This is a genomic window from Streptomyces gilvus, assembly GCF_022513565.1.
GTDB classification, from domain to species: domain Bacteria; phylum Actinomycetota; class Actinomycetes; order Streptomycetales; family Streptomycetaceae; genus Streptomyces; species Streptomyces gilvus.
In genome coordinates, this window is sequence record NZ_JAKWBE010000035.1 from 70,102 (window position 1) to 82,798 (window position 12,697).

At 72.0% G+C, this 12,697-nt stretch carries 13 protein-coding genes and 1 pseudogene; 5 read left to right on the forward strand and 9 right to left on the reverse strand.

What is annotated here, in order from left to right:
• Positions 1-28: 28 nt before the first annotated feature.
• The 3 genes and pseudogenes from MKW14_RS35570 to MKW14_RS35580 form a co-directional block, all read left to right on the forward strand.
• Positions 29-1,093 (forward strand): annotated as a pseudogene (locus MKW14_RS35570) (arabinofuranosidase catalytic domain-containing protein); the annotation flags it as partial.
• Between the two features lie 143 nt (positions 1,094-1,236).
• The gene (locus MKW14_RS35575) at positions 1,237-2,067 is read left to right on the forward strand and encodes an aldo/keto reductase (RefSeq protein ID WP_240870133.1); all 831 of its coding nucleotides are present in this window, start codon (positions 1,237-1,239) and stop codon (positions 2,065-2,067) included.
• Positions 2,068-2,126: 59 nt separating this feature from the next.
• On the forward strand, positions 2,127-2,744 hold the full coding sequence (locus MKW14_RS35580) for a DNA polymerase ligase N-terminal domain-containing protein (RefSeq protein ID WP_240870134.1): 618 nt from the start codon (positions 2,127-2,129) through the stop codon (positions 2,742-2,744).
• 9 nt (positions 2,745-2,753) lie between these two features.
• Here MKW14_RS35580 and MKW14_RS35585 read toward each other — a convergent pair whose 3' ends face one another.
• Positions 2,754-3,989 carry an AI-2E family transporter gene (locus MKW14_RS35585; protein WP_240870136.1) on the reverse strand — a complete coding sequence of 412 codons (1,236 nt, stop codon included), beginning with the start codon at positions 3,987-3,989 and terminating at the stop codon, positions 2,754-2,756.
• A gap of 224 nt (positions 3,990-4,213) precedes the next feature.
• On the opposite strand from MKW14_RS35585, the gene MKW14_RS35590 reads away from it, so the two are divergent.
• Positions 4,214-4,651 carry a cupin domain-containing protein gene (locus MKW14_RS35590; RefSeq protein WP_240870138.1) on the forward strand — a complete coding sequence of 146 codons (438 nt, stop codon included), beginning with the start codon at positions 4,214-4,216 and terminating at the stop codon, positions 4,649-4,651.
• Here MKW14_RS35590 and MKW14_RS35595 read toward each other — a convergent pair whose 3' ends face one another.
• The 7 genes from MKW14_RS35595 to MKW14_RS35625 all read right to left on the reverse strand — a co-directional run bounded on the left by MKW14_RS35595 (position 4,652) and on the right by MKW14_RS35625 (position 11,455).
• Entirely contained in the window at positions 4,652-7,000 is a 2,349-nt protein-coding gene (locus MKW14_RS35595; protein ID WP_240870140.1) for a SpoIIE family protein phosphatase, read from the reverse strand.
• 76 nt (positions 7,001-7,076) lie between these two features.
• Positions 7,077-7,544, reverse strand: a complete 468-nt coding sequence (locus MKW14_RS35600) for a peroxiredoxin (RefSeq protein WP_276622809.1) — start codon at positions 7,542-7,544, stop codon at positions 7,077-7,079.
• A complete protein-coding gene (locus tag MKW14_RS35605; RefSeq protein ID WP_240870142.1) occupies positions 7,541-7,921 on the reverse strand; it encodes a DoxX family protein in 381 nt (126 codons plus the stop codon). Before MKW14_RS35605 ends, MKW14_RS35600 begins: the two co-directional genes overlap by 4 nt.
• A 198-nt stretch (positions 7,922-8,119) precedes the next feature.
• Positions 8,120-8,632, reverse strand: coding sequence for a MarR family winged helix-turn-helix transcriptional regulator (locus MKW14_RS35610; protein WP_240870145.1), 513 nt, complete (start codon positions 8,630-8,632; stop codon positions 8,120-8,122).
• 92 nt (positions 8,633-8,724) lie between these two features.
• Positions 8,725-9,291 (reverse strand): hypothetical protein, encoded by a 567-nt coding sequence (locus tag MKW14_RS35615; RefSeq protein WP_240870151.1) that lies wholly within the window; start codon positions 9,289-9,291, stop codon positions 8,725-8,727.
• On the reverse strand, positions 9,288-10,724 hold the full coding sequence (locus tag MKW14_RS35620) for a sensor histidine kinase (RefSeq protein WP_240870170.1): 1,437 nt from the start codon (positions 10,722-10,724) through the stop codon (positions 9,288-9,290). Before MKW14_RS35620 ends, MKW14_RS35615 begins: the two co-directional genes overlap by 4 nt.
• Positions 10,725-10,774: 50 nt before the next feature.
• Complete coding sequence (locus tag MKW14_RS35625) at positions 10,775-11,455, reverse strand: response regulator transcription factor (RefSeq protein ID WP_240870152.1); 681 nt, start codon at positions 11,453-11,455, stop codon at positions 10,775-10,777.
• 140 nt (positions 11,456-11,595) lie between these two features.
• On the opposite strand from MKW14_RS35625, the gene MKW14_RS35630 reads away from it, so the two are divergent.
• Positions 11,596-12,453, forward strand: a complete 858-nt coding sequence (locus MKW14_RS35630; RefSeq protein WP_374116642.1) for a DUF3152 domain-containing protein — start codon at positions 11,596-11,598, stop codon at positions 12,451-12,453.
• Between the two features lie 12 nt (positions 12,454-12,465).
• Here the strand turns inward: MKW14_RS35630 and MKW14_RS35635 are convergent.
• A partial coding sequence (locus tag MKW14_RS35635) for a class II aldolase/adducin family protein (RefSeq protein WP_240870153.1) occupies positions 12,466-12,697 on the reverse strand: 232 nt, incomplete at its 5' end.

A 12,697-nucleotide genomic window follows, 5' to 3' on the forward strand; every position in this document is an offset into this window, starting at 1 on the left:
CCCTTCACCACGACCCAAGGAGCTTCCCGTGATCGTCCGACCGTCGTTACGTCCCTCCCGCCGCGCCCTCCTCGCCACCGGAGCGGCCCTCGCCCTCGGCGCCGGCATCCTCACCGGCACCGCCCCGGCCTCCCACGCCGCGGGATCGCTGCCCTGCGACCTGTACGCCTCCGGCGGCACACCCTGTGTGGCCGCCCACAGCACGACCCGCGCCCTGTACTCCTCCTACAACGGCCCGCTCTACCAGGTGCGACGCGCCTCCGACAACGCCACTCGCGACATCGGCGTCCTCGGCGCGGGAGGCGTCGCGAACGCGTCCGCCCAGGACTCCTTCTGCGCGGGCACGTCCTGCGTCATCACCGTCATCTACGACCAGTCCGGCCGGGGCAACCGCCTCACCCAGGCGCCCCCCGGAGGCTTCTCCGGGCCGGCCGCGGGCGGGTACGACAACCTCGCCAACGCCACCGCGGCACCGATCACGGTCGCCGGCCACAAGGCCTACGGCGTCTACGTCGCCCCCGGCACCGGCTACCGCAACAACAAGACCAACGGCGTCGCCAAGGGCGACCAGGCGGAGGGCATGTACGCCGTCCTCGACGGCACGCACCACAACGGCGGCTGCTGCTTCGACTACGGCAACGCCGAGACCAACAGCCGCGACAACGGCAACGGCACCATGGAGGCCATCTACTTCGGCAACAGCAAGTCCTGGGGCTACGGCAGCGGCAACGGCCCCTGGATCATGGCCGACCTCGAGAACGGCCTGTTCTCCGGCGTCAACCAGCACTACAACGCGAACGACCCCTCCATCAGCCACCGCTATCTGACCGCCGTCATCAAGGGCGGGCCCAACAAATGGGCCATCCGCGGCGGCAACGCCCAGTCCGGCGGCCTGTCCACCTTCTACAACGGGGTCCGCCCCAACGTCTCCGGCTACAACCCGATGAAGAAGGAGGGCGCCATCATCCTCGGCATCGGCGGCGACAACAGCCACGGAGCCGCCGGCACGTTCTACGAAGGCGTCATGACCTCCGGCTACCCCTCGGACTCCACCGAGAACGCCGTACAGGCCAACATCACCGCCGCCGGCTACGGCAGGTGACGGCGCCGGGCGGCCCGGGTCGACGCCCCGCCGGCCCGGGCCGCCCCTCCCACGTCCCCGACCACCGCGTTTGATCGGACCTCACCCCATCGGTGAGGCTGGAGGTCCGGCGCAGTCGAGGGAAAGGTCCCGACGTGGTCAGCATTCCGACGTACACGCTCAACGACAGCACGACGATCCCCGCCATCGGACTGGGCACCTGGCCGATGAGCGACGCGGAGGCGGAACGCGCCGTGGCCGGGGCCCTGGAGACGGGCTACCGCCTGGTCGACACGGCGGCCAACTACCGCAACGAGTCCGGAGTCGGCCTCGGCATCGCCCGCAGCGGCATCCCGCGCGAGGAGGTCGTCGTCACGACGAAGCTGCCCGGACGCCACCACGGCCACGAGGAGACGCTCGCCTCCTTCGAGGAGTCCCGCAGGCGACTGGGCCTGGAGTACGTGGACCTGTACCTGATCCACTGGCCGCTGCCCCGCGTCGACAAGTACGTCGACTCCTGGCGCGCCATGATCAAGCTCCGCGAGGACGGGCTGGTCCGCTCCATCGGCGTCTCCAACTTCACCGCTGAGCACATCGAGCGACTGGAGAAGGAGACCGGTGTGCTGCCCTCGGTGAACCAGATCGAGCTGCACCCGCTCTTCCCGCAGGAACAGCTGCGCGCGTTCCACAGCGACAAGGGCATCGTCACCGAGAGCTGGAGCCCGCTCGGCCGGGGCAGCAGCCTCCTCGAGGACCCGGCCGTCGTCTCCGTCGCCGAGGCCCACGGCGTGACACCCGGGCAGGTCGTCCTGCGCTGGCACACCCAGCTCGGCGCGCTGCCCGTCCCGAAGTCCTCCGACCCCGAGCGGCAGCGGCAGAACCTCGACATCTTCGGCTTCGAGCTCGACGCCGACCAGCTGGCAGCCGTAGCCGACCGCGCCCACCGGCGTCTGGGCGGCGATCCGGTGGTGCACGAGGAGTTCTGAGCCGCCGCGCGGGGTACTCGGGCGGCCGCGAGGGACCGGACGTGCGGAGGGAGCCACGGGTGGGTGAGCGGGACCGGCTGCGGGACTACCACGACAAGCGCGACTTCCGGCGGACCGGGGAGCCACGGGGTCGGTCGGCGGCCGCGGGGGACGAGCCCCGCTTCGTCGTACAGATCCACGACGCCGGCACCCTGCACTTCGACTTCCGGTTGCAGGTCGGCGACGTGCTGAAGTCGTGGTCCGTCCCCAAGGGGCCCTCCGACGACCCGCACGACAAGCGGCTCGCCGTGCCCACCGAGGACCATCCCCTGGAGTACGAGGACTTCGAGGGCGTGATCCCGCGGGGCGAGTACGGCGGGGGCACGGTGATCGTGTGGGACCACGGCACGTACGAGCCGCTCAGCCACGACCGCAAGGGGCGGCCCGTCGACTTCGGGCAGTCCCTGGAGGGCGGACACGCCCGCTTCCGCCTCAAGGGATCCAAACTGCACGGCGAGTACGCCCTCACCCGGTTCCGCGGCGGCAAGGACGGCGACCGGGAAGAGGCCTGGCTGCTGGTGCGGGCCGGCCGCGCGAAGGCCTCCGGGCACGGCACCCCGGATCCGCGCCGGGCCCGCTCGGTCAGCAGCGGCCGTACGCTCGCGCAGGTCGCAGCCGACGACGGCGCCAAGGGATAGCGGGCTGCCTCAGGTATCCGTTCGTCTCTGCCTCGGGCCGGCGGGGGCGCGCAGTTCGCGGTGGACCGCCCAGGCCACCGACACCATCGGCACGGCGACGACCGCGCCGATCACCCCCGCCAGGATGCTGCCGGCGATCACGGAGACCGCCACGACGACCGGATGCAGCCGCACCGCCCAGCTCATCACCAGCGGGTGCAGCACATGGCCCTCGATCTGACCGACGATGACGATCAGCGCGAGGACCACGATCGCGATGACCGGCCCGCGCGAGGCCAGCGCGACCACTGTGGCCACGCCCAGCGCGATGGGCGATCCCACCAGAGGGATGAACGCGGCGAAGAACTCCAGCAGCGTCAGCGGCAGGGCCAGCGGCACCCGCAGCACGAACAGGGCGATGCCGACCAGCACCGCGTTGGTGGCCGCCACGATCACGATGCCCCGCGTGTACCCGGCGAACGTCCGCCACGCCGCGCGGCCCGCCCGGTTCCAGGGGTCCCGGGCCGGCTGCGGCAGCCACTCCTGGAACCAGTGCCAGAACCGGTCCCCGGAATGGATGAAGAACAAGGAGCAGAACAGCGCCAGCACCCCCGCGGTCAGCACCTCCACGAGCCGCCCGGCGCCGCTCACCGCGCTGGTGATCAGCGTGGAGCGGTGCTCCGACACGAAGGTGTTGACCTTGCCCTGGAGATCCGACGTCACCGTGGGACTCACATGGAACGGAGCTCCCTGCAGCCACCGCTCGATGCGCCCGATCCCCCCGCTGAACTCCCGCCCCAGCCGGTCCCACTCGCTCGCCACCAGCTCACCGACCAGCGCCAGCAGTCCGAGGAACAGCGCCAGGCTTCCCACGACGCTCACCACCACCGCGAGCGCCCTCGGCAGCCGGCGCGCCAGCAGATCGGCGAGGGGACGCAGTACGGAGGTCACGACCAGGGCGAGGAACAACGCGACAGCGACCAGCTGCAGGCGTCCCAGAATCACGAAGCCCGCGTACACGGCCGCCCCGAGCACCAGCAGCCGCCACGCGTAGGCGGCACTCACCCTCAGCCCGTGGTGCACGTCCACGCCGTTCCCGGCCCCCGGCGCGGATGCCGACGCCCGGCGCGCACGGGCCACCGTCCCCTGTCCACGGGCCGGCCGGCTGCCCAGCACGACGTACCGCATCCGACGCGGGCCGCGGCTGCCGCCGGGCCCGGCACCGGGATGCCGACGCGACCGGCGCAGGGCGTCGCTCACCTGCACGTCACCGCCTCACGTCGCCGCACGTCGTCGAATTACGCAGCTACGTGTTCCCAACGGGGCCTTTTTCTAAATCAGCGGTGCACGCACGGACCAGCCGGCACGGAACTGGACCCGTCGGCCCGCTTCCTCGCCGAAATTGATCCGTTCCGGTCCCAACCAGCCTCCCGGGCCTCTATCTTCACAGCGGTACTCGATCTTCACCCCATGTGCAGAGAGGCCCTCGCATGCGCACCGCGCTCCGCTCCGCCCTCGTCGGCGCGATCGTCACCGGCACCGTCCTCACCACCTGCGGCACGGCAGGCGCCACACCGCCCGGACCAGGGGTGACCGCCAGGCTCATCAGCCAGACCACCGTCGGCGACACCGACTACGTCGTCCGCGAGATCACGGTCCCGCCCGGCCAGAGCACCGGCTGGCACTACCACGACGGCACCGTCTACGGCTTCGTCCGCCAGGGCACCCTCAGCCACTACCACGCCGACTGCGCCGAGGACGGCGTCTACCCGAGGGGCACCACCGTCCGCGAGCCGGGCGGTCCCGGTGACGTCCACCTCGGCCGCAACGAGGGCACCACCCCGCTCGTTCTCGACGTCCTCTACGTCCTCCCGCACGGCGCCCCCTACTCGGAGGACGTGCCCAACCCCGGCTGCTCCTTCCAGTGATCAGCCCGGAGGCAGCGGCTGCTCCGCCCAGATGGTCTTGCCCCGGCCGGTCTGCCGACTGCCCCAGCGGTGAGTGAGCTGGGCGACCAGCAGCAGTCCGCGGCCGCCCTCGTCGAAGGCGTGCGCCCGGCGCAGATGCGGCGAGGTGGAGCTGCCGTCGAAGACCTCGCAGATCAGCGTGCGGTCGCGGATCAACCGCAGCTGGATGGGCGGGGCGCCGTAGCGGATGGCGTTCGTGACCAGCTCGCTGACCACCAGCTCCGTCACGAACGCCGCCTCGTCCAGGCCCCACGCCGACAACTGCTCGGTGGCGGCCTGCCGGGCCGCGGCCACCCGCTCCGGGTCCGGTGTGATGTCCCAGGTGGCCACGCGGTCCGCGCCCAGCGCCCGGGTGCGGGCGAGCAGCAGCGCCACGTCGTCGCTGGGTTCCTCCGGCAGCACCGCCTTGAGCACCGTGTCGCACAGCGCCTCCAGGGTGTCGACGGGTGCGGTCAGCGCACGGCACAGCTCGGCGGTGGCATGGTCGACGTCCCGGTCCCGGTCCTCGAGCAGACCGTCGGTGTAGAGGGCCACCACGGCGCCCTCGGGCACCTCCAGCTCCATCGCCTCGAACGGCAGGCCCCCGACGCCCAGCGGAGGCCCGGCCGTCATCTCGATCAGTCTCGCCGTGCCGTCCGGCAGCAACAGCGCCGGCCCCGGATGACCGGCGGCCGCGACGTTCAGCCGCCGCGAGACCGGGTCGTAGACCGCGTACAGACAGGTGGCCCCCAGCTCCGCGACCTCCTCACCGCTGTCGCCCGAGGCCAGATGGGTGACGAGATCGTCGAGGTGGGTGAGCAGCTCGTCCGGCGGCAGATCCACGTCCGCCAGCGTGCGTACGGCCGTACACAGCCGGCCCATCGTCGCCGTCGACGGAATGCCGTGCCCCACGACGTCCCCGACGACCAGGGCGACACGGCTGCCGGACAACGGGATCACGTCGAACCAGTCGCCGCCGATCCCGACCAGGGCACCCGAGGGCAGATAACGGTGCGCCACCTCCACCGCGGCCTGTCCGGGCAGTCCCTTCGGCAGCAGACTGTTCTGCAGCGCCAACGCCGTGCTGCGCTCGCGCGCGAACCGACGGGCGTTGTCGATACACACGGCCGCCCGGCTGGCCAGTTCCTCCGCCAGTACGACGTCGTCGTCCCCGAAGTCGTCCGGATTCGCGATCCGTACGCCCACCGCCGCACCCAGCGTCGTGCCGCGCGCCCGCAACGGCACCGCCAGCATCGAGTGCACACCCCTGCGCTGCGGCCGGCCCTCCGGAGCGCGGGCATTGCGCTCGGCGACCCACCGCATGAACTCCGGCTCCCCCGCCTGGCTGACGACGGCCCGCCCCGCACGCAAGGCCATCGCCGGCGGCGAGAACGAGGGGTACAGGTCCGCGTCCCCGATCCGCACCGCCGCCTCCGGCGTGCCCTCCGTCACCGAGCCGTGCGCGACACGGCGCAGCAGGATGTCGAATTCCGGCAGCGTCGGCCGCTCCTCCGCGCCCAGCACCCAGTCGAGCAGATCCACGCTCGCGAAGTCCGCGTACCGCGGCACCAGCAGCTCCACGAGCTCCTCGGCGGTACGGACCACGTCCAGCGTGGTCCCGATCGACGCCGCCGCCTCGTTCAGCAGCGCCAGACGCTCACGCGCCCAGTACTGCTCGGTACTGTCGAACGCCGCCAGCGCGACCGCGCACACCGCGCCGGAGGCGTCCCGCAGCGGCCACATGTCCGTGGTCCAGGCATGATCACGGTTGAGGGCCGGCGCGCCGGTGTAGCTCTCGTACCGGGTGGGCCGGCCCGTCTCGGCGACCTGCCGCAGATGGGCGAGGAAGCCACGGCTGTGCTCGGCGTCCTCCACGGTGTCCGAGAAGTGCCGGCCCAGCAGGACGTCCTCCGACACCCCCATGACCCGGCAGGCCACGTCGTTGAGCCGCAGATAGCGCTGGCGCGTGTCGAACACCGACATGGACATCGACGCCTGCTCAAAGGCCCGGGCGGCCAGCGTCCCTGCCGACTCGGGCGCCGCGTCGACCGCCTCGGCCGTGATCACATGGCCCGCCGCCGCACCGCCCTCACCGGTGACGGGACAGGCCCGCGCATCGAGGCTGACGCTGGAGCCGTCCCGATGCCGCACCACCACCCTCCCGGCGAGCGCCGCCAGGGCCTCGGCCGACGGCGCCTCGACGACCAGCTCCCGCACGGCCCGCCCCACGGCCTCGTCGGCGGTGTAGCCGGTCAGTCGCCGGGCACCCTCGCTCCACCCCGTCACCATGCCCTCGGCATCGACGATCACCGCAGCAGAGCCGTGCTCCATAGAGTTCAGGATGGTTGTTTTGTCGCACCGCTTCAACCGAAACGCGCGACCCCGGAGGGCCGCGCGTTGGCGGGGGTCACTTCTGGTGGCTCTGCAGGGCCGCCAATGCGCGGTCCGCATGGGTGTTCATGCGGAGTTCGCTGCGGATCACGTCCAGGACGGTGCGGTCCTGGGCTATGACGAACGTGGCGCGTTTGGTGGGCGCGAGGTTGAAGCCCCGCTTGACGCCGAAGCGCTCGCGGACGGTTCCGTCGGCGTCGGAGAGCAGGGGCATGCCGAGGGTGTGGCGGCCGGAGAACTCCTGCTGGCGTTCGACGGTGTCGCCGCTGATGCCGACGGGGCGGGCGCCGACCGCGGCGAACTCTGCGGCGAGGTCGCGGAAGTGGCAGGCCTCGGCGGTGCAGCCGGCGCTCAGGGCCGCGGGGTAGAAGAAGAGGACGACGGGTCCGTCGGCGAGCAGTCCGGAGAGGCTGCGCGGGGTGCCGGTCTCGTCGGGCAGTTCGAAGTCGTCGACCTTGTCGCCGATGTTGATGCGCTCGCTCATGCCTGGCTCTCCCCGCTCCTGGCGATGCTGCGGGCCCACAGGACGAGGGGCAGCTGCAGGGGCAGTCGTCCGATGGCGGCGGCCTTGTGGGGGGTGGGGCGCTGGCGCCAGTCGACGGCCATCTTGACGTTGGCCGGGAAGACGCCGACGAAGAACGCGGCCGCGGCGAGGGCGGCGGTCTTGCGGGTGCGGGGCAGGACGAGGCCGGCGGCGAGGGCGAGTTCGACGGCGCCACTGGCGTAGGTCCAGGTCCTCGGGGTGCCGGGCAGGGCATCGGGGATGGTGGCGTCGAAGGGGCGTGGTGAGGCGAAGTGGGCGACTCCGGCGGTGGCCAAGAGGCCGGCGAGCAGCAAGGGCGAGCGTTCGGACCGTGGCACGGTTCCTCCTCTGGGGGGCCTGCCGCGGCATACTAGCCGGACGGTAAAAGTCGCCTCCGCGCGGGCCGTTGGTTCCACGGGCGGTGGCTGTGGCTGGTCGCGCCGCCGGTGCCGGGTCGGCTGCTGCTGTGTGGTCTGCGTGAACCGTCGGCGGGTGCTCGGTCGGCCGGTCGGCGCGCGATGTCGGTGTGCCGGGCGTCAGACGGTCGTGTGCTCGGTTTCCTCGTCGATGGCGTGGGTGAGGAAGTCGTCGACCATGCGGTGGAAGAGCGTGGCCAGCTGGCGCAGTTCCTCCGGTGTCCAGTCGGACAGGGCGAGCTGCATGCCGCGGGCGCCGGCGTCGCGGACACGGGCGATGGCCTGCCGTCCGGTCTCGGTCAGCTGGATGCGCTGGGCGCGGCGGTCGACGGGGTCGGGGACGCGGGTGACGTAGCCGGACTTCTGCAGTTGCTGCACGGTGCGGGTGACGTGCGAGGCCTCCACGCCGAGGCGGGTGGCGAGTTCGCCGGGGCGCAGCGGCTCGGAGTCGGCGACCTGGCGCAGCAGCGCCACCGCGGCGCGGTCGAGGGGCACGCCGGCCAGTGCCATCAGCCGCTCGTGCTGGCGGGCGCGGGTGCTCAGGTAGGTGATCCGGGTGAGCGCGCGCTCGATCTCGATGACCTCCTCGGACGCGGGGGTGTCGGGTAGTTCGGGGAGCGGTGGAGTGGCCATGCGTTCCACTTTACCATCTTGTTGCGTAACTCAAGTAACCTACTGCGTGCGTTCGCTCCGTGTACTGCGTACGCATCATGTCGAGCGCGTTATCAGGCCGGGCATTCGGTGTCGGAGGACCGGATCTCGCGGCCCTCCGCGGCCGTGACCGTGACGGGCAGGGGCCTGGTTCCGGGGGCGGCGACGCGCTCTGCCGAGAGGGCTGTGCAGATGAGTTGCGCCGCGGCGAGGTCGGTCTTGCCGCCCATGGCGACGGTGAGCCGGATGTCCACGCGGTCCTTGCGGGAGGCGACCTGCACCCACTTCGACGTCCGGGCGGCCGCACTCTGGTCCGGGGTGGGCGCTTCCGTGGGGAAGAGAGCCGTGGGAGGGGACTCAAGGGAGGGCAGCAGCGACCTCAGCCCCTCGGTCTGTTCGCCCGGGGTGGGACCTGCGAGCAGCATCTGGAGCGCCGACTCGACGTCGGGGGGTGCCACGGTACGGCGGGAGACGCCGTGCAGGACGCCGCCGGTGACGAAGTAGACCTGGATCGTCGGCATGAGTCCGCTCGCGGGGACGCCGGACTGCACCACTCCGGTGGTGGGGATGCCGCAGGAGGCGAGCAGGCCCAGTGCCGGCAGCACCATGACGGACGCCCAGCGGCGTAGGGGTCTGGTCACCGGTTCTCCTCGGTGTGCAGCGGGAGTTCGACGGTGAAGACCGCGCCGCCCTCCGGCCGGTTGGCGGCGCGCACGGTCCCGCCGTGGACGCGGACGTTCTCGGCGGTGATCGCGAGGCCGAGTCCGCTGCCCTCGGTGCGGGTGCGGGCGGCGTCGGACTTGTAGAACCGTTCGAAGACGTGGGGCAGGACGTGGTCGGGGATGCCGGGGCCGCTGTCCAGCACCTCGATGACGGCACGGCGCTCTGTTCCGGTCGAGCCGGTCAGGCGCAGTCGGACCGGGCGGGCGCCGTGCCTGAGGGCGTTGCCGACGAGGTTCGCCACGACCACGTCGAGGCGGCGCGGGTCGACGCGTCCGCGCAGGGTGTCGGGCGGCGGCAGTTCGGTGTCCACCAGGTCGGTCCAGGCGCGGGCGGCGAGCGTGCGGCGCAGTGACTCGGCGAGGTCGATCTCGTCGAGGTGCAGCACCGCGGCGCCCGCGTCGAAGCGGGAGATCTCCATCAGGTCGTCCACCAGGCGGGCCAGTTTCACGGTCTCCTCACTGATCAGGCGGACCGCGGTGGCGGTGTCCGGGTCGAGGCGGGCGGCGTCCTCGTCGAGGACGTCGGTGACCGCCGACATGGCGGCCAGCGGGGTGCGCAGTTCGTGCGAGACGTCGGCGGCGAACCGGCGGGCGCGGGCCTCCATGCCGCGCAGTTCGGCCACCGACGCCTCCAGGGCGGCGGCCGTCTCGTTGAACGTGTGCGACAGGTCGGCCAGTTCGTCGGAACCGTTGACGGCGAGGCGGGTGTCGAGGCGTCCCTCGGCGATGCTGCGGGTGGCGCTGCGCAGCGCGCGCACCGGGCGCAGGACGCCGCGGGCGGCGAGAAGGGCGAGGAGCACGGCCAGGACCAGGGCGGGCACGGTGGCCCGTTCGACGGCCGTGACCAGGGCGTCGACGTAGGCCTGTTCCGTGGCCTGGGGGACGGTCAGGAAGATCCGCAGGCCCGACGCGGCGCCGTTGGTGAACGCCACGGACATGCCGACGACGAGGGAGGTGTGGTCGCCGGTGCGGACCCGCTGGAAGACGGTGGCCACGCTGGACCGTACGGCCTCGCGCAGGGCGGGCGTCAGTTCCGCGAACCGGTCTCCGGCGGCGGACGTCGCACTCAACTCGCCGTAGGTCACCATGACCCGCCAGGTACCGGACGGTTCGGAGGCCGCGACGTCCGACGCGAACCGCCGCAGCCGGTCCTGGGTGGGCGGTATGTCGAGGTCGGGGGCGAGCCGGTTCGTCTGGGCGCGCAGCTGTGAGATCACCGCGTCCTGGCTCTGCTGGAGCACACCGGTGCGCGCCTCGCGGAAGGTCAGGGCGCCGGTCGTGGCCGCGGTGAGCGCCGCCACGAGCGCGAACGCGAGAACCAACCGGGTGCGCAGGCCGAGCAGTTGGGGCACTCTGGAGCGCCGGGCGGACAGCCCGCGGACGCGGGCCCTGCGAGCGCGGGTCACCGTGCGGCGAACCGGTAGCCGAAGCCGCGCACGGTCTCGATGTAGCGGGGCTCGCCCATCTTGGCGCGCAGCCGCTTGACGCAGGCGTCCACCAGACGCGCGTCGCCGTGGTAGCTGTGCTCCCAGACCGCCTCCAGCAGTTGCTGCCGGCTGAAGACCTGCCCGGGCGAGGCGGACAGGGTCAGCAGGAGACGCAGTTCGGAGGCGGCGAGCGACACGGGCACACCGCGCAGGGCGACCGAGAAGCCGGCCCGGTCGACGGTCAGGTCCCCGTACGTGTCGAGTTTCGGTATGCCGCCGTCGCCGGGCGCCTGGGCAGCCCGGCGCAGCACGGCGCGGATACGGGCGTCCAGGACCCGCGCCTGCACGGGCTTGACCACGTAGTCGTCGGCTCCGGCCTCCAGCCCCACGACGATGTCCTCGTCGTCGCCCCGCGCGGTGGCCATGATGATCGGCAGCGTCTGGTCGAGGTCGCGCAGCGCACGGCACACGTCCAGGCCGGGCATGCCGGGCAGCATCAGATCCAGCACCGCCACGTCCGGCCGGAAGGAACGGGCCTGTTGGAGTCCCTCCTCCCCCGTCACGGCGGTACCGACCTCGTGGCCCTGCCGGCGCAGGGCCAGGGCGACACCCTCCCGCACGGCGCGGTCGTCTTCGATCAGCAGTACACGTGGCATGGGCTCAGTATCAGCACGTCGTGCGGCCGGCCGGGGTGCTGTTACCGGATGATCACACGAGCGGCCAACCAGATGGGCGTTATCTTTTCGTTATCTCCCGAGCCAGGTTCGATCACAAAGCGGCCACAACCTGAGCCACCATGACCGCGCACAAAGCAACTCGATCCAGCAGCCGCCGCCGTCCCAGTGGCCCCGCCCACGCCGTGGTGAGCGGACGGAAGGGGCGGCTATGGGGAGGTGTCGCCGCGATCGCCGTGCTGGGCGCAGCGGGTTTCGCGGCCGTGGGCTGGACCGCCCCCGGCCACGGCGACGACCAGGCGGACGCCCGGCCCCGTGAACACACCCAGGCCAAGTCCAAGGCCCCCACGCCGTCCCCCAGCAGCAAGCCCTCCCCCAGCCACAGCCCGTCCGCGTCTCCCTCCCCGAAGGCGATCCCGGTCACGGGCCCGGGCACGTTCACCACCGCACCCGGCACCAGCCCCGAGGTCGGCACCGGCAAGGTGTGGCGTTACCGGGTCGAGGTGGAGGACGGCCTCGACGTGTCCCCCCGGGCCGCCGCCGAGGAGGTCGAGCGCATCCTCGCCGACCGGCGCGGCTGGACGGCCGACGGCCACTCGGCGTTCCAGCGCGTCTCCAGCGACACCGCCGACTTCGCCGTGAAGATCGCGACGCCCCAGACCGTGGACAAGATCTGCGGCGCGTACGGACTGCGGACCGAGGGTGAGGTCAACTGCCGTGTCTCCAACGACGTGATGGTCAACCTCAAACGCTGGCTGCTGGCCACCCCCGTCTACGCCAAGGACGTCACCGCCTACCGCGCGCTGATCATCAACCACGAGGTCGGCCACTTCCTCGGCCACGGCCACGCCGGCTGCCCGGGCCCCGGACAGCCGGCGCCCGCGATGATGCAGCAGATCAAGGGCATGCACGGCTGCGTGCCCAACGTGTGGCCGTACGACCGGCAGGGGCGGTACATCACCGGCCCCGCCGTTCCGTGAGTTGACCGGTCGTCAGCTGGAGGTCGGCGCCTTGTCCGGGTTGCCGTAGTAGGCGTTGGGGCCGTGTTTGCGGGTGTAGTGGCGTTGGAGGAGGTGGGGTGGGGGCGGGGTGGTGGGGTTGAGGCTGAGGGTGTGCAGGGCGATGTCGGCGACGGCCTCGCAGATGATGGCGTGTTCCAACGATTTACGGGCGCCGGCGCCCCAGGTGAAGGGGCCGTGCCCGGCGACCAGCGCGGCGGGGACC

Coding starts and splice junctions, on each gene's coding strand:
- MKW14_RS35610 (WP_240870145.1), bottom strand. CDS start 8,632: ATGGCCACTCCACCGCTCCCCGAACTACCCGACACCCCCGCGTCCGAG.
- MKW14_RS35630 (WP_374116642.1), top strand. CDS start 11,596: ATGACCGCGCACAAAGCAACTCGATCCAGCAGCCGCCGCCGTCCCAGT.
- MKW14_RS35625 (WP_240870152.1), bottom strand. CDS start 11,455: ATGCCACGTGTACTGCTGATCGAAGACGACCGCGCCGTGCGGGAGGGT.
- MKW14_RS35590 (WP_240870138.1), top strand. CDS start 4,214: ATGCGCACCGCGCTCCGCTCCGCCCTCGTCGGCGCGATCGTCACCGGC.
- MKW14_RS35595 (WP_240870140.1), bottom strand. CDS start 7,000: ATGGAGCACGGCTCTGCTGCGGTGATCGTCGATGCCGAGGGCATGGTG.
- MKW14_RS35600 (WP_276622809.1), bottom strand. CDS start 7,544: ATGAGCGAGCGCATCAACATCGGCGACAAGGTCGACGACTTCGAACTG.